General features: G+C 66.3%; 23 protein-coding genes. 8 read left to right on the top strand and 15 right to left on the bottom strand.

Annotated features, from left to right (window positions below; all coding sequences use genetic code 11):
• Window positions 1-129: 129 nt before the first annotated feature.
• Entirely contained in the window at window positions 130-1,113 is a 984-nt protein-coding gene (locus AB4089_RS05635; protein WP_441408296.1) for an ABC transporter substrate-binding protein, read from the bottom strand.
• A 284-nt stretch (window positions 1,114-1,397) separates the two neighbouring features.
• On the opposite strand from AB4089_RS05635, the gene AB4089_RS05640 reads away from it, so the two are divergent.
• Together AB4089_RS05640 and AB4089_RS05645 are read left to right on the top strand one after the other, a co-directional pair.
• Window positions 1,398-1,961: an SRPBCC family protein gene (locus tag AB4089_RS05640; protein ID WP_441408297.1), complete on the top strand. Its 564-nt coding sequence runs from the start codon at window positions 1,398-1,400 to the stop codon at window positions 1,959-1,961.
• Window positions 1,962-2,564 carry a DUF6919 domain-containing protein gene (locus tag AB4089_RS05645; protein ID WP_441408298.1) on the top strand — a complete coding sequence of 201 codons (603 nt, stop codon included), beginning with the start codon at window positions 1,962-1,964 and terminating at the stop codon, window positions 2,562-2,564.
• Between the two features lie 11 nt (window positions 2,565-2,575).
• Here the strand turns inward: AB4089_RS05645 and AB4089_RS05650 are convergent, their stop codons facing one another.
• Window positions 2,576-2,905, bottom strand: coding sequence for an antibiotic biosynthesis monooxygenase (locus tag AB4089_RS05650; RefSeq protein ID WP_441408299.1), 330 nt, complete (start codon window positions 2,903-2,905; stop codon window positions 2,576-2,578).
• Between the two features lie 231 nt (window positions 2,906-3,136).
• Here AB4089_RS05650 and AB4089_RS05655 point away from each other — a divergent pair, with 231 nt between their 5' ends.
• From AB4089_RS05655 to AB4089_RS05665, 3 genes are all read left to right on the top strand, one after another.
• On the top strand, window positions 3,137-3,457 hold the full coding sequence (locus AB4089_RS05655) for a GYD domain-containing protein (RefSeq protein WP_441408300.1): 321 nt from the start codon (window positions 3,137-3,139) through the stop codon (window positions 3,455-3,457).
• Between the two features lie 141 nt (window positions 3,458-3,598).
• Entirely contained in the window at window positions 3,599-3,886 is a 288-nt protein-coding gene (locus AB4089_RS05660) for a DUF4190 domain-containing protein (RefSeq protein ID WP_441408301.1), read from the top strand.
• 25 nt (window positions 3,887-3,911) lie between these two features.
• Entirely contained in the window at window positions 3,912-4,520 is a 609-nt protein-coding gene (locus AB4089_RS05665) for a hypothetical protein (protein ID WP_441408302.1), read from the top strand.
• Window positions 4,521-4,690: 170 nt separating this feature from the next.
• Here AB4089_RS05665 and AB4089_RS05670 read toward each other — a convergent pair whose 3' ends face one another.
• Both AB4089_RS05670 and AB4089_RS05675 read right to left on the bottom strand, forming a co-directional pair.
• Window positions 4,691-5,098 carry a (R)-mandelonitrile lyase gene (locus AB4089_RS05670; RefSeq protein WP_441408303.1) on the bottom strand — a complete coding sequence of 136 codons (408 nt, stop codon included), beginning with the start codon at window positions 5,096-5,098 and terminating at the stop codon, window positions 4,691-4,693.
• Window positions 5,099-5,155: 57 nt separating this feature from the next.
• Entirely contained in the window at window positions 5,156-6,199 is a 1,044-nt protein-coding gene (locus tag AB4089_RS05675; RefSeq protein ID WP_441408304.1) for an NAD(P)-dependent alcohol dehydrogenase, read from the bottom strand.
• Window positions 6,200-6,343: 144 nt separating this feature from the next.
• Between AB4089_RS05675 and AB4089_RS05680 the strand changes: the two genes are divergently transcribed.
• Entirely contained in the window at window positions 6,344-7,246 is a 903-nt protein-coding gene (locus AB4089_RS05680; RefSeq protein ID WP_441408305.1) for a helix-turn-helix transcriptional regulator, read from the top strand.
• Window positions 7,247-7,330: 84 nt separating this feature from the next.
• Here AB4089_RS05680 and AB4089_RS05685 read toward each other — a convergent pair whose 3' ends face one another.
• From AB4089_RS05685 to AB4089_RS05710, 6 genes are all read right to left on the bottom strand, one after another.
• A complete protein-coding gene (locus tag AB4089_RS05685; RefSeq protein ID WP_441408306.1) occupies window positions 7,331-7,750 on the bottom strand; it encodes a DUF7793 family protein in 420 nt (139 codons plus the stop codon).
• Between the two features lie 452 nt (window positions 7,751-8,202).
• A complete protein-coding gene (locus tag AB4089_RS05690) occupies window positions 8,203-9,351 on the bottom strand; it encodes an ABC transporter ATP-binding protein (protein ID WP_441408307.1) in 1,149 nt (382 codons plus the stop codon).
• A 9-nt stretch (window positions 9,352-9,360) separates the two neighbouring features.
• On the bottom strand, window positions 9,361-10,188 hold the full coding sequence (locus AB4089_RS05695) for an ABC transporter permease (RefSeq protein ID WP_441408308.1): 828 nt from the start codon (window positions 10,186-10,188) through the stop codon (window positions 9,361-9,363).
• On the bottom strand, window positions 10,175-11,062 hold the full coding sequence (locus tag AB4089_RS05700) for an ABC transporter permease (protein ID WP_441408309.1): 888 nt from the start codon (window positions 11,060-11,062) through the stop codon (window positions 10,175-10,177). The genes AB4089_RS05695 and AB4089_RS05700 overlap by 14 nt, the downstream gene beginning before the upstream one ends.
• 1 nt (window position 11,063) lies before the next feature.
• Window positions 11,064-12,158 (bottom strand): extracellular solute-binding protein, encoded by a 1,095-nt coding sequence (locus AB4089_RS05705; protein WP_441408310.1) that lies wholly within the window; start codon window positions 12,156-12,158, stop codon window positions 11,064-11,066.
• A gap of 697 nt (window positions 12,159-12,855) precedes the next feature.
• Window positions 12,856-13,083 carry a hypothetical protein gene (locus tag AB4089_RS05710; RefSeq protein WP_441408311.1) on the bottom strand — a complete coding sequence of 76 codons (228 nt, stop codon included), beginning with the start codon at window positions 13,081-13,083 and terminating at the stop codon, window positions 12,856-12,858.
• Between the two features lie 10 nt (window positions 13,084-13,093).
• Here AB4089_RS05710 and AB4089_RS05715 point away from each other — a divergent pair, with 10 nt between their 5' ends.
• Window positions 13,094-13,954: a M20/M25/M40 family metallo-hydrolase gene (locus tag AB4089_RS05715; RefSeq protein ID WP_441408312.1), complete on the top strand. Its 861-nt coding sequence runs from the start codon at window positions 13,094-13,096 to the stop codon at window positions 13,952-13,954.
• Between the two features lie 130 nt (window positions 13,955-14,084).
• Here AB4089_RS05715 and AB4089_RS05720 read toward each other — a convergent pair whose 3' ends face one another.
• Window positions 14,085-15,047, bottom strand: a complete 963-nt coding sequence (locus AB4089_RS05720) for a polysaccharide deacetylase family protein (protein ID WP_441408313.1) — start codon at window positions 15,045-15,047, stop codon at window positions 14,085-14,087.
• Between the two features lie 14 nt (window positions 15,048-15,061).
• On the bottom strand, window positions 15,062-16,597 hold the full coding sequence (locus tag AB4089_RS05725) for a purine-cytosine permease family protein (RefSeq protein ID WP_441408314.1): 1,536 nt from the start codon (window positions 16,595-16,597) through the stop codon (window positions 15,062-15,064).
• Window positions 16,598-16,705: 108 nt separating this feature from the next.
• Here AB4089_RS05725 and AB4089_RS05730 point away from each other — a divergent pair, with 108 nt between their 5' ends.
• Window positions 16,706-18,259 carry a PucR family transcriptional regulator gene (locus tag AB4089_RS05730; RefSeq protein WP_441408315.1) on the top strand — a complete coding sequence of 518 codons (1,554 nt, stop codon included), beginning with the start codon at window positions 16,706-16,708 and terminating at the stop codon, window positions 18,257-18,259.
• A gap of 36 nt (window positions 18,260-18,295) precedes the next feature.
• Here AB4089_RS05730 and AB4089_RS05735 read toward each other — a convergent pair whose 3' ends face one another.
• The 3 genes from AB4089_RS05735 to AB4089_RS05745 all read right to left on the bottom strand — a co-directional run bounded on the left by AB4089_RS05735 (window position 18,296) and on the right by AB4089_RS05745 (window position 21,993).
• Window positions 18,296-19,108, bottom strand: a complete 813-nt coding sequence (locus AB4089_RS05735; protein WP_441408316.1) for an IclR family transcriptional regulator — start codon at window positions 19,106-19,108, stop codon at window positions 18,296-18,298.
• 159 nt (window positions 19,109-19,267) lie between these two features.
• A complete protein-coding gene (locus AB4089_RS05740; protein ID WP_441408317.1) occupies window positions 19,268-20,524 on the bottom strand; it encodes an aminopeptidase P family protein in 1,257 nt (418 codons plus the stop codon).
• 59 nt (window positions 20,525-20,583) lie between these two features.
• A complete protein-coding gene (locus tag AB4089_RS05745; protein ID WP_441408318.1) occupies window positions 20,584-21,993 on the bottom strand; it encodes an MFS transporter in 1,410 nt (469 codons plus the stop codon).
• Window positions 21,994-22,269: the final 276 nt, after the last annotated feature.

Here is a 22,269-nt window from a genome sequence, read left to right on the forward strand (position 1 = left end):
CGCAGCCACAAAGAAATCCCCGCCGGAGACGTTCCCGGCGGGGATTCTTTGGCTTCAGCACCATCGATTGCTCCGTAACCGCCGTTTTCAGCCCCCAGAAGGGCGGTTACGGAGCAATCGATTGGCTGGCTACTTCTTCGGCAGGCCGGCCGGGTTCAGCTCCGACTTCGCCACGGCCTCCGCGGACAGCCCCCAGCGGTCCAGGATCTTGGCGTAGGTGCCGTCCTGGATCAGGTGGTTCAGCCCCGCCTGGGCCGCGGCGGCCAATCCGTTGCCCTTCTTGGTGGTGGCGGCGATGCTGGCCTTCAGCGGCCAGCCACCGTCCACCAGTCCCACCAGCTTGGTCTTGGCGTCGGAGGACGCCTTGTAGGCTGCCGTGGCGTTGGGGCCGAAGGTGAGGTCCGCCCGCCCGGACTGGATGGCCAGCTGGGACGCGGAGTCGTCGTCGTAATACTGGAATTCCACGGGCTTGAGCCCGTTCTTCTTGTTCTCCTCATCCCAGCGCAGCAGGATCGCTTCCTGGTTGGTGCCCGAGCCTACGATCACGCGCTTGCCGGCGACGTCCGGGGCCGATTCGACCTTGGTGACGCTGCTGTCCGCCTTGGCGTAGAAGCCGAGCTTGTCCTCGCGGTAACTGGCGAAGTCGAACTTGAGCTTGCGCTCCTCCGTGACGGTGACGTTGGACAGCACCGCCTCGTACTTGCCGGAATCGACCCCGAGCGGCCAGTCGGCCCACGCGGTGGGGACAATGTCCGCTTCTAGGCCCAGCGACTCGGCCAGTGCGACGGCGAGATCCACCTCGTTGCCCACCGGGGTCTTGTTGTCAGTGGCGTAAACGGCCAGCGGCGCGGCGAACGGACTCACAGCCACCGTCAGTTTCCCGTCCTTCTTTACGGCCTCCGGGACCAGCGCGGCGGCCGCGGAATCCACCGTTGCCTTGATCCGGTCCTGCTGCGGCGAGAGGTTGAACTGCTTCACACCAGAGGAGGACGACGGCGCCGCCGCAGTGCCGCCGGCAGCGGCGGCACCGGGATCGGAGCAGGCCGCAAGGCCCAGGACGGCGCTGGCCGCCAACGCGAGGCTGACGCCTGACTTGAATGAAAGACCGGACATGTATTCTCCTTGAAAGGGGTGGTCTGTGGTGCTGATGCCAGCAACTATCCGGGGCGCCGGAAACCCGGTCAAAGCGCCGTGAAACCCGGTGAAACCAAGGGATACAGGCGGTAATACCTGTTCATCCGGCGTCCACGGAAGCGGCCGGCGGAGGCCCCAGTGTTACCGAAGATTGCCCTGCGTGACGCGGGGGGACGGAATTGTTCCCGGCGGGCCCCAACTGGCCTAGCCTGCTAAGAAGACCTGCACGGTGACAGCACGACAAAGGAGGGATGAACTTGTCAGTGAGCACGCACCAGAGGACGCACCGGACCACGCACCGGCTCAGCATCAACGCACCGGCCGACCTTGTCTTCAGCATGTTGCGCGATGCCTCGCACTGGCCGTACCTCGACGGACTGACGGTTTACTCCGAGCGTGTCAGCGGCGACGACGTGGCCCACGAGCTCCGTACGTCGGTTGTTTCCAACGGCTCGCTCAGTTCAAGCCACAGCTGGCGCGTGTTCGATGCCTCCAGCCACCGTGCCGAGTTCCACCAGCTGGAACTCGAAACCCCGCTCCGGGAACTAGGCGGCGACTGGGAGGTCCGGCCGGCCGACGGGCTCACCGAGGTCACGCTGCACCATGAGTTCGAGGTCGACGACGAGGACCTCGCCGGGCGGGTCAACGCGATCATCGAGGACTACAGCCGGCGTGAACTGGAGGCGCTCCGGGTCAGCTGCGAACGGCTGTCCCTGCTCCTGCAGCATCACGCCCCGCAGACGCAGCCCACACCCCATTCCACAGCGGAAACCACGCCCCAGCCCACGCCGCCGCCCACCCCGCCGCCCGCCGCAAAGGAGGCCTGAATGTCAGAGGACAGGTTCACGACGGAACGGGACAGCTTCGGCCGGCTTCTCGCGGACCGCGAAGTCTGGCGGCAGGCCACCACCATCCCGGCAGCAGGCGAACTGACCGCCCGCTGGCTGGAGGGCAACAGCGAATACCAGCCGGGAGTTTTCACGCCCGGGTTCGACGACGAGACCTCGGCGATCGCCGGAGAGCTTGCCCGGCTCAACCGGAACGGGCTCTTCACCAAGGAATCGCAGCCCGGTGTTCAGGTCGGTGGCCTCGCGCAGCGCGCCTACGTGACGGCATTCTGCAGCCCGGAGACGGCATCGGCGCTCCTGGCGCTGTCCACCCGGAGCGGCCTGGTGACGGTCGCCCATGCCCCTGGCGAGGCGAGCAGCGCCTCCATCCCGGTGACCGTGCAGGACGACGCCGTCGTCACTGTGCTGGGGAGCAGCGAGGGGCCCGACGGCGAAGACCAGCTCCGGGACTGGGCGGCGGAGTCCAATGAGACGTTGGCCCTGGTCCTTGCGGATGCCTGGTACGTGGAAATCTTCGATCCCGTCTGGGGCCGGAACGATGTGTTGCTGGCCGCCGTCTATGAGGCGCTCCAGGCCGGCTAGCCTGCGGGACGTCACATGTCGGTTGCGTCCCAGCCGATACTTGCTGCCTCGTCCAGGGTGCGTGACTCGAAATGCTCCAGCATGTCATTCATTGCCTCGACGCTCTGCTTGAAAAGTGCGGAATCCCGCCACTGCTCAATCTGTTCCAGGGAATCCCACGGACCGGTGCTGATGAACCGGTTCTTGACGTCGCGGTCGTGCATCAGCACGGCCTTCGCGTTGGGAAAATCCTCCTTCGTTTTCCTGGCCAGATCCCGCCAGGCCTGCACAAAATCGTTCTCGCGACCGGGATGCACCAGCCAGATTCCAAGCGTATAAACAGACACGTCGATCGCCTCCATTGTCCGTACGGGGTTGATACCGCGATTATGTTCCTGCCCCCCCGGGCAGCGGTAGGGCCGGACTGCCCGCAGCGCCGCTGAGGCCTGCAAATGAACCGTTGTACGGGTGCAGCGGAAGGCCTAGCATGTGGGCAGAGCCCCACTCTGGGGACCAGCCCCGGACCTTCCGTCGGGAGCGGCCATGCATTCGGGAGGCCGACGTCCTGGGCGTCACAGGATAGGAAAATGACCATGAGCAAATATCTGTTCGAAGCGAACTACGTTGGCGACGGTATCAAGGGCCTCATGCGGGAGGGCGGCACCAAGCGGCGTGACGCGGTTGTCGAAGCCCTCAAATCGGTGGGCGGCTCACTCGACAGCTTCTACTACGCCTTCGGCGAGACCGATGTCGTGGGGGTCTTCGACATCCCCGAGCAGTCCAGCGCTGTCGCACTGTCGCTGATGATCAATTCCACCGGGGCGGTGGACCTGCACCTTAAGCCGCTCATGACGCCGGAGGACCTCGACGAGGCGGTCAGCAAGACGCCGTCGTACCGGGCGCCGGGGCAGTAATTCCCCTGCCGCGTCCCCCACCGCAATCTCCCGAACGCACGATCCCACCCCACCAACACCGGACGGGCCGCGCATCCATGGCGCCGCGCCCGCTGTGGGCCGGGGGCTAGACTCGGTCCAACTACGTGAATCGAGGGCCACATGGGATTGCCTGAGCTGCAAATGCGTCAGGGCACGCGCATTAACCGTCTGGCTGTTGCCTCGCTGGCGTTGGCCGCACTGGCGGTACTCGGCACCGTCGCGGGCGTGGCGGTTCTCGCCGTCTTCGCCGTCGGTGCCGGGCATGCGTCGCTCAACCAGATCAGTCTGCGCGGGGAGAGGGGACGCGGGCTGGCGCTCACCGCCCTCGTGATCGGTTACAGCCTCGCCGCACTGGCCCTCGCGTCCACGATCTACTACGTGACAGCCTTCTCCTTTCAGCACCGATAGCCCCGGTTGCCAGTAGGCTCGGGGCATGTCACTGGGGAAGCCACTGGGCAAATCACAGCGGGAGTCACGGCGCAGGCGATTCGGCGGGGCAGCCGGCCAGGGAACCCGCTGGATACGCGCCGCGGTGCTGCTGCTGGGAGTGGCGGGCACGGCAGCGGGCCTGGCCGGGTGTGAGTATCCCGACGACGTAACGGAGCCGACGGCGGCCCCCAGCAGGACCGGCCGGGCCGCACCTCCGCCGGTCCCGGCGGGCCCGGATATCGCCACCGTGGAGACGCGCAACTTGGATGAGCTCGAAGCAGTGCTCGGTGCCCGGCCGGACGGGATCGTCCTGGAAGGTGCCGGCGGGATGGGCGGCGCGGGAGTGCGCAAGTCGGTCAGCGCGCTGGCGAAGGGGACCTATACGGTGACGGCCGCCTGCATGGGCGCGCCTAAAGGCTATATTTCGATCTCCCAGGACGAACTTCGGGACGGCGGGAACCTTGAACTGACCATCGAATGCGGGAAGGCCACGCAAGCACAGGTGAACCTTGCGGCCGGCCCGGTGCATGCCCAGGCCGAACGCGCCATGACCGGACCCGGGACCGGTGAAGTCGCGGGTTTCTGGATCGTACCGGCCGCGCCGGGGTCCTAGCCGCGGCACCGCCTAAAGCGCCCGGCTTTCGGGGGGGCCGACCCGCCGCCCGTTAAACCTCCGGCCAGGCAGCAACCGCGCAAAACCCCCCGGCGTGCCGGTGCGGGCCCGGCCCCTCAGGGGCGGTTGGGCTCCACACCGGCAGTGCCGGCGGTTTTAGCTCAGCCGTGTTATTTGGTGCCGTTGTATTCCTCGTCGGTGACGAGGTCGCCCCACTCTGACTCGGCGCCGTCGACGGGAGCTTCCCACATCGCGAGGTGGGTCATGAAATGCTCCGGCGCGGCGCCGTGCCAGTGCCATTCGCCCGGGGGCGTGTAGATCGTGTCGCCGGGGCGGATCACGGTCACCTCGCCGCCGCGCGCCTGGATCAGGCCGACGCCTTCGGTGACGTGCAGGGTCTGCCCGACGGCGTGCGAGTGCCAGGCCGTGCGGGCGCACGGGGCGAAGTGCACCGCGTTGACGCGCATGCGGGACGGTTCGGGCTGCGGGGCCGCGATGACGTCAAACCAGACGTCGCCGGTGAACATCTGCGCCGGCCCCTTGACGCTTGGCTTCTTGGCTTGGATTTCCACTGTCATTTCCTCACAGGGTGTGTGCTCGGTGTTTATTTCGCTGACGCGACGGGACGCCGCGTCCTAGTTCAGGGTCGCGGTGTCGATCACGAAGCGGTAGCGGACGTCGGAGGCCAGGACGCGCTCGTAGGCGTCGTTGATCTTCGCGGCCGGGATGACCTCGATCTCGGCGCCCAGGCCGTGCTCGGCGCAGAAGTTGAGCATTTCCTGGGTTTCGCGGATGCCGCCGATGGCCGAGCCGGCGAAGGAACGGCGGCCCATGATCAGGGAGAACACGTTGACGGGAAGCGGTTCGGCGGGCGCGCCGACGTTGACCAGGGCGCCGTCGAGGGAGAGCAGCTGCAGGTAGGCGCTGATGTCGATCGGGGCGCTGACCGTGTTGATGATCAGGTCAAAGGTGCCGGCGAGGTCCGTGAAGGTGTTCTCGTCGCTCGTGGCGTAGTAGTGGTCCGCGCCCAGGCGCAGCCCGTCTTCCTGCTTCTTCAGCGACTGGGACAGGACAGTGACGTCGGCTCCCATGGCGTGGGCGATCTTGACGGCCATGTGGCCCAGGCCGCCCAGGCCCACGATTGCGACCTTCTTGCCGGGGCCCGCGCCCCAGTGGTTCAGCGGCGAGTAGGTGGTGATGCCGGCGCACAGCAGCGGCGCGGCGACGTCGAGCTCGATGCCCTCGGGAATGGTGACCACGAAGTCTTCTGCCACCACCACGTGGGTGGAGTAGCCGCCCTGGGTGATGGTGCCGTCACGGTCGACGGCGCCGTAGGTGCCGGTGTTTCCGGCCAGGCAGTACTGTTCCTCGCCGGCCCGGCAGTTGACGCACTCGCCACAGGAATTGACCATGCAGCCGACGCCGACGCGGTCGCCGACGGTGTGCTTGGTCACCGCGGAGCCGACCTCGGTGACGATCCCGGCGATCTCATGGCCAGGGACCAGCGGGTAGGACTGCGGACCCCAGTCGCCGCGGACGGTGTGGATATCCGAATGGCAGATCCCGGCGTACTTGATCTCGATCAGGACATCGTGCGGGCCCACGTCACGGCGCTCGATGGTGGTGAGGGCGAGCGGCTCGATCGCGGACGGTGATGCGTAAGCGTTGACGGTAAGCAATGAATCTCCTGCTTGTTGATCGTTGGAGGTTGTTCAACGGAACACCATCCATCAAACCCGTCATCGCAGCACAGAGGGAGTCCCTGCTGATAGGGGTACTGGCAGGGTCTCCCTCAGTGGGCGGCAAGGCCTAACGTTGATGGCATGGACAATCGAGACGCGACCCGCGAATTCCTTGCCTCGCGCCGGGCCAAGATCACCCCCGAGCAGTCGGGGCTGCCGGTCTACGGCGCCAAGCGCCGGGTCCCGGGGTTGCGCCGCGGGGAGGTCGCGATGCTGGCCGGTGTCAGCGTCGAGTATTACACGCGGCTGGAACGGGGAAACCTGTCAGGGGTTTCGGAGAACGTGCTGGATGCTGTGGCGAAGGCCCTGCAACTCGACGACGCCGAACGGGCCCACCTTTTCGATCTGGCCCGGGCAGCTGCCCCGGGAAGCCGAACCCGCCGTCGTCCCCGTCCCGCTGAATCCGTTCGACGCAGCGTGCAGCTGACACTGAACGCAATCACCAACGCGCCGGCGTTTGTCCGGAACGGGCGCATGGACATCATCGCAGCGAACCCCCTGGGCTACGCCCTGTATTCGGACATGTATGCCGGTCCGGTCCGCCCCGCGAACCATGCCCGGTTCATCTTCCTGGACCACCGTTCGCGCAGCTTCTACCCGGACTGGGAGCGTGCGGCGAACGACACCGTCGCGATCCTGCGCACCGAGGCCGGCCGGGACCCCTACGACCGCGGGCTGAGCGACCTGGTGGGCGAACTGTCGACCCGCAGCGAGGAATTCCGCACGCTGTGGGCCGCGCACAACGTCCGCCAGCACTACACGGGCCTCAAGCATTTCCGCCACCCTGTGGTCGGGGAACTGCACCTGATGTTCGAGGCCTTGGACGTCTCGGCCGACGCCGGCCTGTCACTGCTGGTCTACACCGCCGAGCCCGGCTCAGCGACGGAGGACGCACTTCATCTCTTGGCCAGCTGGGCCGCGACCGACCGGCAGGTCAAGGAGGCCGAGGCGGCTACCACGGTCACGACGGCGGAGAAGGCTTAAGCGCACCTGACCGGCCGGAACGCTCACCCGGGTGTCTCAGGCCGGTGTTCATTCAGGCTAGGGGTCTCTCACGGTGGTGGTCTCTCACGCCAGGGCGGAAATGCCGTCCCCGTAGCCACCGGGTTCGCCACGGCCGGAAATGAAGTTGTGCAGCCAGGCCATGGCCTCGTCCCTGGACGTGAAGAATTCGTGGGGATACCGGGTGTGCCGGCTCATGGCCGCGGCGACGACGCGATCCACGGTGCTGGATCCCAGCACTGCAATGGCCAGCACCCCCGTGGTCTGTGCGAACTCGTACCTGGCGGCCGCGCTGATTTCAACGTCCGTCATTTCGGAGAGCATCGGCATCGGGATTCCGCCGCTGATCTGTGCCACGGCCCGCATGGCGTCTTTGGCGTCGTCGACGTCAACGAAGGAGCCGGGCTGCCAGACCGATGTGATGATGCCCGCGCCGACGCTGAGCACGTTCTTCCCGTCGGCAGCGGATATTTGTCCTGGCATCATTGTGACAATTGTAGGGCCGGCCCTGTTGAGGACGGACTTTGCGGCGAGGGTGCGCGTGGCGCCTGGAGTGGACATGTCCCCCGGGCTGGGTGGAGCTTGAACGGACATGTTCCCCTCAAGGATGGGCTCGAGTGGACATGTCCCCCGCCTGGAAGGAACTTGTCCCCCGGTGTGGCCCAGGGATGGACATAGTGGGTTTATGTCCATCCACGGGCGCCAGAGGAGGGCATGTCCCGTGGCTTGGTGAAGCTCAACCGGACATGTCCCCTTCAAGGACTGGGCTCGAACGGACATGCCCCCCGTCTGGGAAGGAACTTGTCCCCCGGAGTGGCCCAGGCATGGACATAGTGGGTTTATGTCCATCCCCGGGCACCAGAGGAGGGCATGTCCGGTGGCTGGGTGGGGCTCGAACGGACATGCCCCCCGTCCGGAATGGACATGTCCCCCGGCGATCAGGACTCCAGGACCAGCAGCTGGGCCTTATCTGCGTCCCAGCCCACCCACAGCTCCTCATCCGGCAGGATCCCGGCACCCCCGTCACCCCGGGCAGACCGGTCCGATCGGTCCGAGCTCAGTTCACGAAGCTGGAGTTCGTGGCCGCCGGCCGTGAGGCGGTGGCGGACCGTGGCGCCCAGGTTCGTCGAGGACACCAGGGTCGCGGCGCATCCGTTGCCCGCAGAGGCCCGCGTCCTGAATTTCAGGTGCTCGGGACGGATGGAAACGGCATAGTTCTCGCCGCTTGCCCCGCGGTCCCGGACCCGCGCCAGGCCCAGGCCGCCGAGATCGACCACGGCCTCCTCGCCGTTCCGCTCGACAACAGTGCACGGGATGAGGTTCGTGTCGCCAAGGAAACTGGCCACCCAGTCGGTGGTGGGGTGGTTGTACACCTCCTCCGGCGGGCCGGACTGGACGATCTTGCCGTCCTTCATCACCACGATCCGGTCGGACATGGCCATGGCCTCGTCCTGGTCGTGGGTCACGAACAGCACGGTGATGCCCAGGCTCTTCTGCAGGGTCTTGATCTCCTCCTGCATCTGCTCGCGGAGGCGCTTGTCCAGGGCCGCCATCGGCTCATCCAGCAGAAGGGCCGCCGGGTTGAAGACCAGCGCCCGGGCCAGCGCCACCCGCTGCTGCTGCCCTCCGGAAAGCTGCCGGGGCTTCCGGTCGCCCATCTTGCCCAGGCCCACACGGTCCAGGGCATCAGAGGCGCGCTGGCGCCGTTCGGCCCGCGGCACCTTCCTCATGCGGAGCGCGAACTCCACGTTTTCCAGTGCGCTCATGTGCGGGAACAAGGCGTAGTTCTGGAACACCACACCGAGGTTGCGGTCCCGTGGCGGCAGCGAGTCCACGGGCGCACCGTCAATCAGGACGGTTCCGGCGCTGTGTTCTTCAAACCCTGCAACCATCATCATGGTGGTCGTCTTGCCGGAACCGCTGGGCCCCAGGAGGGTCACGAACTCGCCGGGCTGGACGGTCAGGTCCAGATGGTCTACGGCAACAACGTCGCCGTAGTGCTTGCTGACCTGGCGGAGCTCAATGGCGCCCTGGGCGGCCCTCCCCGTTCCGGGAATTGACTCCGCGGAAATCACTGAAGCGGTCATCGACTTTCCTTACGTTTGGGCGGACACGGCCAGCGGCAGCATCCGGGTTGTAGAACGGCGCTTGAGGACAAACAGGACCTGTAGCAGGAGCCCGATTGTGGCGACGCTGACCAGCAGGGCGGAGGACACCGCGATCTTCGGGGTCAGGTTGAACTGGATATCCGTGAACATCTTCACCGGCAAGGTTGTGGCCCCCGGGGACTGCATGAACAGGGACATCACTGTCTCGTCGATCGAGACCGAGAACGCGAAGAGCGCCCCCGAGACCAGGCCGGGCAGGATGATGGGCAGGTACACGTGCCGCAGGACAGCGAGGGGGCCGGCCCCCAGGCTCTGCGCCGACCGGACCAGGGCCGGGTTGAGGCCTGCGAGGCTGGCGCGGGTGGTCAGGTACACGTACGGGGTCGCGATGACAGCGTGCGCCAGGCCGATGGGAACAATGCTGCCCACCATGCCGACCGAGATGAAGAACTGGTAGAACGCCAGCGCGAGCACCACGGTGGGCACGATCATAGGGGCGAGGATGAGGCCCACTACCGCGGGCTGGCCGGTGAACTTGCGCCCGTGCAGGCCGATCGCCGCCGTGGCGCCCAGCAGGACACCGATCACGACGGCGATCGCCGCCGACTGCAGGCTTGCCGTCAGGGCGGAGGTCCAGGCCCGGTCGGCGAAGAACCCGGCCACGGCGGCGAAGGAGATCCCCTCCGGCGGGAAGGTGATGTAGCGGCTGTCGTTCAATGCCACCGGCACCACAATCGCCGTCGGAACGACGAGGAACAGGAAGGCCGGGATGGATAGCAGCACCAGCAGCCGGTGCTGCGGATTAGTTGTCTTCATGTTGGCCTCCTGCCTTGAGGACGCGCTGGTAGAGCGCCACGAGGATGCTGACCATCACAGTCAGGATGACGGCGAGTGCAGCGGCCCCGGAGAAGTCCGTGAGTTGTCGGGCGTAGTAGTCGATCTGGTTGGCGATCATCATGTCGCCGGGCCCGCCCATCACCACGGGAGTGATGAAGAAGCCCGTGCTGATGATGAACACCAGCAGCCCTGCGGCGGAAACGCCGGGCATGCTCAGCGGCAGCGTGATCCTCCGGAAGACCGATCCTTCCCGCGCCCCAAGCGAGCGGGCCGCCAGTCCCAGCCGGTCATCGATGGATGCCAGCGAGGAGAAGATCGGGAACACCGCGTACGGCAGGAGACAGTGCACCATGCCGACGATCACGGCGAACCGGTTGTGCAGCAACGGGATCGGCGCACCCGTCAGCCCGATTCCCTGTAGGAAGGCGTTCACGATGCCGTTGTCCTGCAGCAGGACCGCCCAGGCGAAGTTCTTCACCAGGATGCCGGTCCAGAACGGCAGGAGGACGACGGCGAACAGGATCACCCGGGTGACGTTGCCGGCCCGCCACAGGACCATGGCGATGATGTAGCCGAGCACCACGGTCACTATGGTGCTCGCCAGGCTGATGGTCAGGGTGTTGACGAGTGCGCGCAGCACCAGCGGGTCCTCGAGGACCCGCTGGTAGGCGTTGTCGGCAAAGCTAGCGCCGACAAGCTTGCCCAGCGGCGTCAGGAACAGCACGACGTCGAAGGCAAGGATCGGGGCCAGCAGCAGCCACCAGCCGGTGCGCCGCCGTCGTGGTGCTGATTCGGCGGAAGGCGGCGCGCCGCGGCCGCGCGGCCGGGTCCGCTCCAGGGTTGCGTTGGTCATTTCAGCTGGCCTGCCAGAGCTTGAACTGCTGCTCGGTCTTCTTCAGGTTCTGCGACCACCACTTGTCGTCGCGGACCAGGATCTTGTCCGCGAGCCGGGGGCTGGTGGGCAGGGTGTCGGCGATTTCCTTCGGCAGCTTGGACAGCGCCGGGGTGTTGGCCAGGGTCAGGTTGGTGACCTTGTCGAACGCGGCGCCGGCCTCGGCGTCGTTGGACATGAAGTTCATCAGTTTGAAGGCCGCTTCCTTGTTCTTGGCCCCCTTCGGCACCACAAAGTAGTCGCCCGCCAGGACTGCGTTTTCGGCGGAGAAGTTCAGTTTCGCGCCGTCGTTGCGTGCCGCGTTGATCCGGTTGTTGAAGCTGGTGGAGAGGGAGACCTCGCCGGAGGTGAGCTGCTGGATGGGCTCCTGGTTGGCGGCGTGGTAGAGCAGCCGGTCCTTTCCCGGGTGCAGGCCCAGGACCCTGAGCGCCCGGTCGACGTCGAGGGGGTAGATCTTGTCGAACGGGACGCCGTCGGCAAGCAGCGCGGCTTCCAGGACGGAGCTGTCGGAGAGCTGGTTGTACACCGAACGCTTGGTGTTGTACTTGCCCTGGTCAAAGAACTGGGCCCAGTCCTTCGGGGCCTGCGCGTCCGAGATGACTTTCTGGTCCCACGCCATGACGAACAGGAAGCTCAGGTACTTGATGCCGTACTCGGCCTTCGCGTAGCCGGGCAGGCCCTTGTCGCTGATGATGTCGTAGTCGAACTTCTCCAGCAGCCCCTCGGCCACGGCCACCTCATACTCCGGCGCGGTGATTTCCACGAGGTCCCACTGCACGTCGCCGGACTGAACCTGGGCCTTGAGCGCGGCCAGGCTGGTGTTGGCCAGCAGCGTGGTCTGGATCCCCGACTGCTTGGAGAACGGATCCAGGATGGTCTGGGTCAGCTGGTCGTTGTAGGAGCCACCATAGGACGTGACCGTCACCGTCTTGTTTGCGGCCGCAGTTTCGGCGGGCTTCGTCCCGCAGCCGGAGAGCGCCAGGCCCGCAAAGGGCGTCAGCGCCGCCGCTTTGAGGAGCTGCCTGCGGTCAAAGGGAGTGGATCGGAATGCTGTCATGGGGGAAGTGCCTCTCATGGACGCGGGCACGCCGAAAGACGGCGTGTCGGGATTGCGGGAGTGGTGCGGTGCGTGCGATTGCGTGTAGCGCGGGGAAGCGGGAAGAACTGACAGCGGCGGTTCGCGCACGCCATCAATTCCACTTGGAACTCTCGAATCCGCTTTCCGGCGGCTTTTCGGTTTCGCAACTCTAACTGTGAAGTTGCTCACTAGTCAACAGGTGTATTGCATTAAGAAACACCTGTTTTTCGGGCCCACGCCCTCCCCGGAATTCTGCGGCCCGGGGGTGGCATTCGGGCATGCCTCGCCGGGCACGCGAACGCCCCTGTTCCGCCGCCGGCGTACGCGCCTTCCTTGCACCGGCGGGACCGGCAACCGGTTTCCTCGGCATATTCACAGCTTTGGAAGCTATGGGAGATGGCGCCTTAGGACCGACAATGGTTCGACCTGATAGGAGTATTTGCCGGGCGATGGTGGCCGCGACTTACTGGAGCGCCAGTGGCGAGCGTCTTGCCAATCGAGCCGAAAGCCAGCGAACGTGGACCGACTAGTGATGGGCTCCCAGCATGATGACCCGCAACAAGATCACCCCCAGCAAAATCACACTCAGCAAAATCACTTTCAGTAAAACCGCTCGACCCAAGATCACCCGCGGCAATGTCGGACTGCGCAAGTCCACCCCACGCAAGCCCTTGATTCAATCGCTTCTGGCCCTGATGGTGCTTACGACGTCGGCCTGTACTTCAGAGACCGCGGCCGGCACGCCGCCGGGCAGCCCGACGAGCAAGACCGCCACGCCCGCCGGGCCCAGTGCATCGGCCAGCGCCAGCGCGTCCGCCAGTCCCAGTGTTTCCGTGCCGCGGCTGGATCCTGTGGGCGCGGTGGATGCTCGGACGGTGCTCGCGGCGTTCAGGTCCCGGGACATGGTGGGACACATGCAGGCGCTGCAGCGGGTGGCCGACGCCAACGGCGGAACCCGGGCGTCGGGGACGTCCGGGTACGAGGAGTCGGCCCGGTACGTCGAGGAACAGCTGCGCGCGGCCGGGTACGCCCCTGCGCGGCAGGCGATCTCGTTCCGGGGCGAGGGCCGGGGCAAACCGCGGGTGGAGTCCTTCAACATCCTGGCCGAGACGGGCGGCGATGCCGGGCGCACAATAGTGGTCGGCGCGCACCTGGACTCGGTGAAGGAGGGCCCGGGGATCAATGACAATGCCAGCGGGGTGGCCGCCGTCCTGGAAACCGCGCGGTGGCTGAAGGAGGCCGGGATCAGCCCGGCCAACCGGGTCCGGTTCGCGTTCTGGGGCGGAGAGGAGGACGGCCTCTACGGCTCCCAGCACTATGTCGACGAGCTGAGCCAGGCCGAAGTCCGCCAGACCGCGGCGAACCTGAACGTGGACATGGCGGCCTCGCCTAATGGCGTGCGCTCCGTCCACGACGGGGACGGCTCGGACTACGGCCACGCTGGCCCGGACGGGTCCGGGGCGATGGAGGAGATTTTCTTCCGCTACTTCCGGGAAAACGCCCTGCCGGCCGAGACCACGCCCTTTGACGGCGGGTCCGACTACGACGCCTTCCTCTCCGCCGGCATTCCCGGCGGCGGCCTCTTCACCGGCGACGTGGAACGGAAAACCCAGGCCCAGGCCCAGGCCTACGGCGGGACGGCCGGCAAGGACCTGGACCCCTGCTACCACGAGGCCTGCGACACCATCGCCAACACCAACCCCGAGCTGCTCACCGAAATGTCAGGCGCCCTGGCCTACGCCACCGCCGCCTACGCCATGGCCAAGACCGGTTAAATGCACAGGTCCCCGGCGCGGCCACCTGCTGATGAGGTGACGTGCCGGGGACACGTGCTTCCCGGGGCCGGACCGGCCCCTGGAGACCGGCCCCTTGGATTTAGGTTGCCTGGATGTCGGCTGCCTTGATTTACTTCGAGCCGCCCGTGGAACCCTGCGGCTGCCGCACTGTCGCGGGAGTGAATCGTGCGCCGGTATCCGGGAATTCCGGTACGGCAATGCGGGCATGGCTGTGGATTTCCTCGACGGAGTCGCGGGTGTGTTGGGCGATCTTCTCCAGGGTGGTAACCCACATGCCGTCCATGGATTTAACCCGCTCCATCAGTTGTTCCAGGGCCACGGCCTTGGACGGCCGGCCGGAGATGAAGGGGTGGTTGGTCAGGACGAAGCAACTCCCCGCGGCGTGGTGCGCCTCGGCTTCGAGCGTCCACATTTCGAGGACCTTGGCGGGGCTTTCGATGACCCCGCTGCCGGTCACGCCGGGGTAGAAGGCGTACTGTTCCCAGTCGTCAAGGGCCCAGTCGACAGGGATCTCCACGAGGTCGCGGGAGTCCCCCTCGGCAACGCTGAAGCGGTAGGGGGCGTCGCCGTCGAGCAGGCTTGAGTCATAGAGGAATCCGCGGTCGGCAAGCAGTGTTGCGGAGTGCCAGTTGAGCTCCCACCATGGTGCGCGGTAGCCCGTCGGCCGGACGCCGGCGGCCTTGGCCAGCGCGTCCAGGCCGCGGTCCAGGTACCGCGCTTCGGTGGCGGCGTCGATGCCCTGCATGTGTTCGTGCAGGTAGCCATGGTGGGCAATCTCGTGGCCGCCGTCCGCGATCCGGCGGACCACGTCCGGGTAACATTCGGCGGTGAAACCCGGGACGAAGAACGTCGCCTGGATGTCCTGGCGCTCGAGGATCTGCAGGATCCGCGGGACGGCGACCTTCGGCCCGTAGGACTGGTGCGTCATCAGTGACATGCGCCGGGTGCTCTTCGGGTCGTGCGCAATGGTGCAGGATTCGGCGTCGACGTCGAAGGTAAAGGACGCTGCGGCTCGATGGCCCTCAGGCCAGGTGATGGGGTGGGCGGTGTCGGCGAAAGCGGGGAAGTTCACGGGTCGGTCTCCTGCTAAATGGCGGCGCGGGTGGTGGACGTAACCGGGAGGTCGGTCGCGTGAGGCTCGGAAGCTTCCATGGCCTGTTCGCTGGGGGCGGCAGCGTCAAGGAACTTGCGGTGGAACCGCGGGCCGAGAACCGCGTAGGTCGCGGCGCTGGACAGTCCCCCGGCGAGCCAGGACAAGTCCCATCCGCCCAGGGCGACGGCGATGGGTCCCTGCATGACCGGCACCAGCCCGTACATAAACAGCCAGGTGGCGAAGATGCCGATGATCAGCGAGGCGATGCCTGCCGGATTCACGCCCGGCAGGCGCTTAGTGCCGACGGCGTCGAACAGCCTGGCCGGGTTGCCGGGCCAGCGCTTCTCGATCCAGAAGTAGTGGACCAGCATTACCCCGCCCCAGGCGGCCACCCAGGCGACCAACCCGATCAGCCAGGCGTCCAGCACGGAGGCAAAGTCTTCCTGGAAGATGAAGAAGATCACCGCGGCAAGGGAGAAGACGCCGACGAACAGGTTCAGTTTGCGCCGGCTGATGGAGATGTCCAGTGCTTGGGTGGCGACGGAGAAGGTGTAGATGTTCAGGATGTTGGTGGCGATGGGGCCGTGCAGCACCATCAGCAGGACGGGAAGGGCCAGCGCACCGAAGTTCAGGACGATGAGTTTGCCGGGGTCGATTTCACCGGTGTTGGTGGCCAGGCTGGCACCCAGGATGCCCAGCCAGACGACGGGGATGAACTGGCCCAGCACCGAGGCCAGGTAGACCTTGCGCTTGGGGACAGAGGTGCTTACGAAGCGGGAGTAGTCTGCGGCGTACGTGAACCAGGTGATGCCCCAGCCGATGCCGATCGCCGTCATGACGGCACTCATCGCGGCGATTCGTTCGGAGCCTTCCAGGATGTGGCCCGCGGGGCCAGCGTAGGTCCAGTTGATCTGCATGCCGAACCAAGCCACGGCCGACATCACGGTCAGGATGATGATGGTGGGCGGGACGGTCCACTTCTCGAACGCGGCGATTGCCTTGTAGCCGAACCAGGCAATGGCCACCTGGGTCGCCATGATGAAGGTGGCGATGCCGATCTTCCATACGTAGTTGTGGGCCTCCGGGTCAACCCATCCCAGGGTTCCGAACAGCGCCATGACCAGATCCAGGATGATCCAGGTGTTGACCGCGCACCAGCCGATCACCAGGAGGGCCTGGATGCCTGCCGGCAGGTAGTTCCCGCGGCGGCCAAAGGCGGCGCGGGCCAGCACCATGCCGGTCGCTCCTGTCTTTTGTCCCAGCAGGACAAAGCACCCGAAGAGCAGCATCCCGATCAGGTTTCCGAGGACCAGGACGGTGACCGTGTCGGCGAAGCCCAGGCCGAGCTGGATGCCGAGCGCTCCGAGCACCCAGTTGATCGGGGCGAGGTTGGCGCCGGCCCAGATCCAGAACTGGCCGGAGACTTTGCGGGTCCGCTCGGATTCGGGGATGGGGTGAAGCCAGGCTTCGTGGTCTTCGCTGGCCACCGGCGCGGTGCCGGCGGGGGCCGCTGGGGTTTTTTGACGCATTGGGAGCCTCCGAGGGGTGTGTGGGATTCCTCAAGAATATGTGTCGCAGGCCACATCACACTATATACAATGTGTCTAAACAAACGTAGAGCTATGCGACGGAGTGTAATGTCCATTCGCCTTGAAGACGCCCTGACCCATCCGACCTTGGCCGCAGCCGACCCCGTCATCCGGGCCGGGGCACGGGCCGCAGCCCAAGCCCAGCTGCGGTGGATCCACTCCAGTGAAATTATCGACATCGCTCCCCTGCTTGCCGGCGGGGAGCTGCTGCTGACCGGCGGGGAAGCCCTGGCCCTCGCCTCTGAGGAGCGGCGGGTCCATTACGTCCGCCAGCTGGCCGAGCGTGGTGTCGCGGCGGTAGCCATCGAGACCGGAGACGCCCTTCCGTCACTCCCGTCATCCATGGTGGCGGCCGCCGAAGCGGCAGGACTGCCGTTGATCGAACTCCGCAGGGTGGTGCCCTTCGTTGGTGTCATGCAGGCCATCAACTCCATGCTGGTCAGTGACTCCGTGTCCCAGTTGCGGCGGGCGGACGAGGCCAGCCACGCCATGGCCGTCGAGCTGGCGCACGGCGGCAGCCTGGACCGGATTCTCGCCGTGCTGGCCGGCATTGCCAATGCCGAGGTGACCTTGACGTCCACCACGGGTGCCACCCTGGCCGGCGCAGCGCCGGGGCAGGGCGAGGCCGCCGACTCCGCCGGGACCGGCAGCTCAGCCATTTGGCCCCAGGAGCAGGCCCGCCTGATCCGCATCGACGTTCCGATCCGTGGCATCCTTGCGGCGCAGCTGTTGCTCCGGGTTCCCGCGGGCGAGGACGAGAACCTCGCTCGTACGGCGGGGAACCGCTCGGTGGACATTCTGGCCCTCGCCCTGCTGCAGCGGATGTCCCCTGGCCTCAAGGAAGTCGCCGGGGCGGCGCTGCTGCGCGCGGTCGATTCAGGAAGCCAGGCCTGGCGGCTCCAGCAGCTGGCTTCCGCGGCGGGAATTCCGCCCGCCGCACCTCTCGTGGCGCTCGTGGTCCGGTCCGACATGCTCCAACAGCTGCGGGCGTCCGTGGAGCAGCTGCTGTCCCGGGGGGCGCAGCCGAGCGCCACGTATGTCGATAACGCGGAGCTTCTGGCGGTGGCCGTCCTCTCCGGCGACAGCCCGCGGGAGAGCCGGCACGCGCTCCTGGCCGGGCTGCGGGCGCTTCCGGCACTGGCAGGGACGCTCGTTGCCGTTGGTCCGCTGGCTGACGGGATTGAGAATGCCCCCTTGTCCCTCTCGGAAACCCGGCTCACCTTGGAGCTGGCGGGCGCGCTGGGACGGTCGCAGGCAGGGGCGTCCGAACAGCACTGCCCCGTGATCGATTCCGAGGTATTCGCCGTCGAACGCCTCGCGGTGGGGAGCCTGGACGCCGATCAGCGGCGCAACTTCGTGCGGCAGCAGCTGGGCGCGGTCCTGGATTACGATGCGCAACGCAATTCGCGGCTGCTCGGCACCCTGGCCACCTGGCTGGATTCCGGCTGCAACACCGCCCAGGCGGCCAGGGAGCTGCACGTGGAACGGCAGTCGATGCATCAACGGCTGCAGCGGATCTTCGAACTGTGCGGCGGCGACCCGCGGGGCAGCGGCCGGCTCGCGGCGCTGCACCTGGCCGCCCGGCTGGCCCGGCTCGGCTGAGGCGCCTGGGTCCGTATTGCGCCGGCCGGTGGCGGGTTAGTCCGTACTGCGGGGCGCGCGTCCGCCCAGCCGCGTGGTGATCTTCCCTGCCGCGGTGGCGCAGGCTTCGCCCAGCCCCTGCAGCCGTTCCCGGGAGACGCGGAACCGGGGTGCCGAGATCAGGACAGCGGCCACGACGTCGCCGCGGTGGTCGTAGACGGGGGCCGCCACGCCCACTTCGTCGATGGAGGATTCGCCGTAGTTGATCGCCCAACCGCGGGCGGCCACGTCCTTGAGCTTGATCTGGTAGCCGTCCAGGCCGGCGTCGTCCAGGCCCGGGTAGCTGATGGCTCCGCTGCGCAGGAGCGTACGGACACGTTCGGCCGGCTCGGCGGAGAGGAAGACCTGCACGGAGGCGCTCATGGCGTCCGTGTACCGGGCGCCCAGCGGGGTGGCGTGCTTGATCTGCTGGTGGCTGGCGATCTGCTCCACGCACATTGACTCGGCGCCGTTCCACACCATCAGGGCGCTGGTTTCGCCGGTCTGTTCGGTCAGCTCACGCAGGACCGGGTAGGCCACGCGCCGTTCTTCCAGTTCGGCCAGCAGGGGTCCGGCGACGGCGATGAGCCCCAGTCCCAGCCGGAAGCGGCGGGTCTCCGGGTCCCGTTCCACCAGGTGTTCCTGCTCGAAGGTGGCAAGGATCCGCGAAACAGTGCTCTTGTGCAGCCCGACCCGGTTGGCGATCTCGGTGACGCCGAGCAGCGGTTCATCAGGTGTGAACGTCCGCAGCACGGCGATGGCGTTGACGATGACGGACGTGCCCTTGGTGTCGCCGTTTCCGGTGGTTTCGGGAGATTCTGCTGGGGTCATGGTGTCTACCATCATTCCGCATGGGGGCCGAAAAGCGGCGCCACGGTGGACGTGGCGCCGCTTCGCTGGCTATCCCGTTCAGAGAGCGTCCTTTCAGGAGACCGCCCCTTTAGGGGACCGGCCCTTCAGGGATGCCCCTTTAGGGGTGGGCGTGGCGCCTTAGGCGCCCACGATGTTGAATTCCGGGCCGAAGGGGAACTTCGTGATGTTCTCGGCTCCGTCGTCGCCGACCACCAGGATGTCGTGCTCACGGTAGCCGCCGGCGCCGGGCTGGCCGTCCAGGACCGTGATCATCGGTTCCATGGAGACCACCATGCCCGGCTCCAGCACGGTGTCGATGTCCTCGCGGAGTTCCAGTCCGGCTTCGCGGCCGTAGTAGTGGCTCAGGACGCCGAAGGAGTGTCCGTAGCCGAAGGTCCGGTTGGCGAGCAGGCCGTGGCCCACGTAGATCTCGTTCAGCTCTGCGGCGATGTCCTTGCAGACGGCTCCGGGCTTGATGAGCTCGAGGCCGCGCTTGTGGACCTCGACGTTGATGTTCCACAGTTCCAGGGAGCGGGCGTCCGGTTCGCCGTAGAACAGGGTGCGTTCCAGTGCGGTGTAGTAGCCGGAGGTCATGGGGAAGCAGTTCAGGGACAAGATGTCGTGTTCCTGGATCTTGCGCGTGGTGGCCCAGTTGTGGGCGCCGTCGGTGTTGATGCCGGACTGGAACCACACCCAAGTGTCGCGGATTTCCGAATCCGGGAACGTCCGGGCGATTTCGTGGACCATGGCTTCGGTGCCGATCAGGGCGACCTCGTATTCGGTGATACCGGCGGTGATGGCGTTGCGGATGGCTTCGCCGCCAAGGTCGCCGATGCGCGCTCCGTGCTTGATGACCTCGATCTCCTCGGCCGACTTGATCATCCGCTGGCGCATGGCGGCCTGGGCCACGTCCACCAGGGTGGCCCCTGCAAACGCCGCCTGGATCTTGTTCCGGTTGTCCAGCGGGAGCGAGTCGTCTTCGACGCCGAGCCGGCGGGGGGCGATGCCGCGGGTGCGCAGGGCCTCCTGGATGGCGAAGATGTAGTTGTCCCGGCGCCAGTCGGTGTAGACCACGTTGGCGCCGTAGCTGCGCCGCCACGGCATGCCGGCGTCGATGTTCGCCGTGACGGTCACGGTGTCGTCCTTGGTGACCACCATGGCGTAGGAACGGCCGAAGTAGGTGAAGAGGAAGTCGGAGTAGTACTTGATGGAGTGGTAGCTGGTCAGGACGACGGCGTCGAGGTCCTTCTCTGCCATGATGCGGCGCAGCCCGGCGAGCCGGCGCTCAAATTCGGCGTTGGAGAACGTCAGCTTTTCCTTCTGCCCGTTGTGCAGGACTTTCAGGCGCTCCAGTTCGGCGATGGACGAGGCGTTTCCTGAGGTGGTGATGGTCATGGTGGTGGTGCCTTTCTGCGGTTCGGTTTCTTGGGAGGGAAGATGTGGGGCCGGCAGGGCTACTCGTGGCTGAGTGGTTCCTTGCTGGTTTCGCGGGAGAGGACGACGGCGACCAGGGAGACGACCGCGGCGCCGGCCAGGTACCAGGCCGGGGCCAGCTCATTGGCCGTCGCGGCGATCAGGAGGGTCGCCATGAAGGGGGCGGTGCCGCCGAAGAGCGCGTTGGAGAGGTTGAAACTGACGGCGAAGCCGCTGTAGCGGACCCGGGTGGGGAACATTTCGGCCAGGAAGCTGGGCAGGGTGCCGTCGTTGAGCGTCAGCATGCCGCCCAGCAGGATCTGGACCAGGACGATCACCAGGAAGTTCCCGGTGCCCAGCAGGGCAAAGGCCGGCACAGTCAGCACAATGAAGCTCAGGGATGCGGCGATGAGGACCTTTTTGCGGCCGTAGCGGTCCGAGAGCATCCCGGTCAGGAAGATGAACCCGATGTACGTCACCAGCGCGATGGTGGTCGCAAGGAACGATTCGGCAGCGCCGAGGCCCAGTTCCGAGGACAGGTAGGTCGGCATGTAGCTGAGGATCACGTAGAAGCCGACGGCGTTGAGCAGCACGGCTCCCACCGCCTTCAGTAGCATCCGCCAGTGGTTCCGGAAGAGGCTGGATACCGGCGCCTTGATGGCCTGGTCCTCCTCTGCCAGTTCGCGGAACACCGGGGTGTCTTCCAGCTTGGTGCGGATGTAGCGTCCGATCAGGCCCATCGGGGCCGCGAGCAGGAACGGCAGGCGCCACCCCCAGCTCTGCATCGCCTCGGTGCTGAGCAGGATGGTCAGCAGCCCTGCGAGCAGGGAGCCGAGCAACAGCCCCGCGGCGGTGCTGGCCGGGACCACAGCCGCGTACAGGCCGCGCTTGTTGGCCGGGGCGTACTCCACCAGGAAGGCCGAGGCGCCTGCGTATTCCCCGGAGGCGGAGAAGCCCTGGACTACGCGGACCACCAGCAGCAGGATCGGCGCCCAGATCCCGATGGAGTTGAACCCCGGGATGAGGGCGATGCAGAAGGTTGCTCCGGACATGATCAGGATGGACAGCGACAGCGCGGTCCGGCGTCCCACCTTGTCGCCGATGTGGCCCCAGACGAAGCCGCCGAGCGGCCGGACCAGGAACGAGATGGCGAACAGGGCGAACGTCAGCAGGAGCGCCGTCTGGGGGTTGGATTCGGGGAAGAAGACGGCGCCGATGGTTGCGGCCAGGTAGCCGTAGACGGCGTAGTCGAACCACTCCACGAAGTTGCCGATGAAACTGGCGGCGACTACCCGGCGTCGGGTTTCCCTGCTGACGCCGGGATCGTGCCCGACCGGGCCCGCATGGCCGCTCAACGTGGTTTGCCCGGAGGAAGTTCTGCCATGCCCGTTATTCGACTCCGGGCCGGCTGGTCCCGCAAGGGTGGCGGGGGAGGAAGTTTCATTGCTCATGTGTCCACCAAAGTGATTTGGAGTTGCAACCAATGCAACGCTGTTGCACCAGATTAGGGGTGACGCGTGACACAGTCAATGCTTTTTTGTTCCGGTCCGTAAATCAATTCGGTGCAGATGCCCTGGGATGGCGGTTCGACAAGTGGCCAGCTTGGGTCATGTCGGTTGCATTGACTGAGACAGTGTTGCGCTCAAAAGGGTCCATTCGGATGCCTTGCAAAAAGCTTGGGCCGGGCAGCACTGCGGTTCCCTCGGGGGATGCACGGTGTCACACTT

This window comes from Arthrobacter sp. 2MCAF15, assembly GCF_052115605.1.
Classification (GTDB): Bacteria; Actinomycetota; Actinomycetes; order Actinomycetales; family Micrococcaceae; genus Arthrobacter.

What these genes read in the sequence shown, in the direction of transcription:
- AB4089_RS05695 (WP_441408308.1), bottom strand. Translation starts at nt 10,188, where the DNA reads ATGAAGACAACTAATCCGCAGCACCGGCTGCTGGTGCTGCTATCCATC.
- AB4089_RS05715 (WP_441408312.1), top strand. Translation starts at nt 13,094, where the DNA reads ATGCAGGCGCTGCAGCGGGTGGCCGACGCCAACGGCGGAACCCGGGCG.
- AB4089_RS05710 (WP_441408311.1), bottom strand. Translation starts at nt 13,083, where the DNA reads ATGTCCCGGGACCTGAACGCCGCGAGCACCGTCCGAGCATCCACCGCG.
- AB4089_RS05655 (WP_441408300.1), top strand. Translation starts at nt 3,137, where the DNA reads ATGAGCAAATATCTGTTCGAAGCGAACTACGTTGGCGACGGTATCAAG.
- AB4089_RS05730 (WP_441408315.1), top strand. Translation starts at nt 16,706, where the DNA reads ATGTCCATTCGCCTTGAAGACGCCCTGACCCATCCGACCTTGGCCGCA.
- AB4089_RS05660 (WP_441408301.1), top strand. Translation starts at nt 3,599, where the DNA reads ATGGGATTGCCTGAGCTGCAAATGCGTCAGGGCACGCGCATTAACCGT.
- AB4089_RS05735 (WP_441408316.1), bottom strand. Translation starts at nt 19,108, where the DNA reads ATGACCCCAGCAGAATCTCCCGAAACCACCGGAAACGGCGACACCAAG.
- AB4089_RS05705 (WP_441408310.1), bottom strand. Translation starts at nt 12,158, where the DNA reads ATGACAGCATTCCGATCCACTCCCTTTGACCGCAGGCAGCTCCTCAAA.
- AB4089_RS05740 (WP_441408317.1), bottom strand. Translation starts at nt 20,524, where the DNA reads ATGACCATCACCACCTCAGGAAACGCCTCGTCCATCGCCGAACTGGAG.
- AB4089_RS05665 (WP_441408302.1), top strand. Translation starts at nt 3,912, where the DNA reads ATGTCACTGGGGAAGCCACTGGGCAAATCACAGCGGGAGTCACGGCGC.
- AB4089_RS05725 (WP_441408314.1), bottom strand. Translation starts at nt 16,597, where the DNA reads ATGCGTCAAAAAACCCCAGCGGCCCCCGCCGGCACCGCGCCGGTGGCC.
- AB4089_RS05670 (WP_441408303.1), bottom strand. Translation starts at nt 5,098, where the DNA reads ATGACAGTGGAAATCCAAGCCAAGAAGCCAAGCGTCAAGGGGCCGGCG.
- AB4089_RS05650 (WP_441408299.1), bottom strand. Translation starts at nt 2,905, where the DNA reads ATGGAGGCGATCGACGTGTCTGTTTATACGCTTGGAATCTGGCTGGTG.
- AB4089_RS05690 (WP_441408307.1), bottom strand. Translation starts at nt 9,351, where the DNA reads ATGACCGCTTCAGTGATTTCCGCGGAGTCAATTCCCGGAACGGGGAGG.
- AB4089_RS05745 (WP_441408318.1), bottom strand. Translation starts at nt 21,993, where the DNA reads ATGAGCAATGAAACTTCCTCCCCCGCCACCCTTGCGGGACCAGCCGGC.
- AB4089_RS05700 (WP_441408309.1), bottom strand. Translation starts at nt 11,062, where the DNA reads ATGACCAACGCAACCCTGGAGCGGACCCGGCCGCGCGGCCGCGGCGCG.
- AB4089_RS05685 (WP_441408306.1), bottom strand. Translation starts at nt 7,750, where the DNA reads ATGATGCCAGGACAAATATCCGCTGCCGACGGGAAGAACGTGCTCAGC.
- AB4089_RS05635 (WP_441408296.1), bottom strand. Translation starts at nt 1,113, where the DNA reads ATGTCCGGTCTTTCATTCAAGTCAGGCGTCAGCCTCGCGTTGGCGGCC.
- AB4089_RS05645 (WP_441408298.1), top strand. Translation starts at nt 1,962, where the DNA reads ATGTCAGAGGACAGGTTCACGACGGAACGGGACAGCTTCGGCCGGCTT.
- AB4089_RS05680 (WP_441408305.1), top strand. Translation starts at nt 6,344, where the DNA reads ATGGACAATCGAGACGCGACCCGCGAATTCCTTGCCTCGCGCCGGGCC.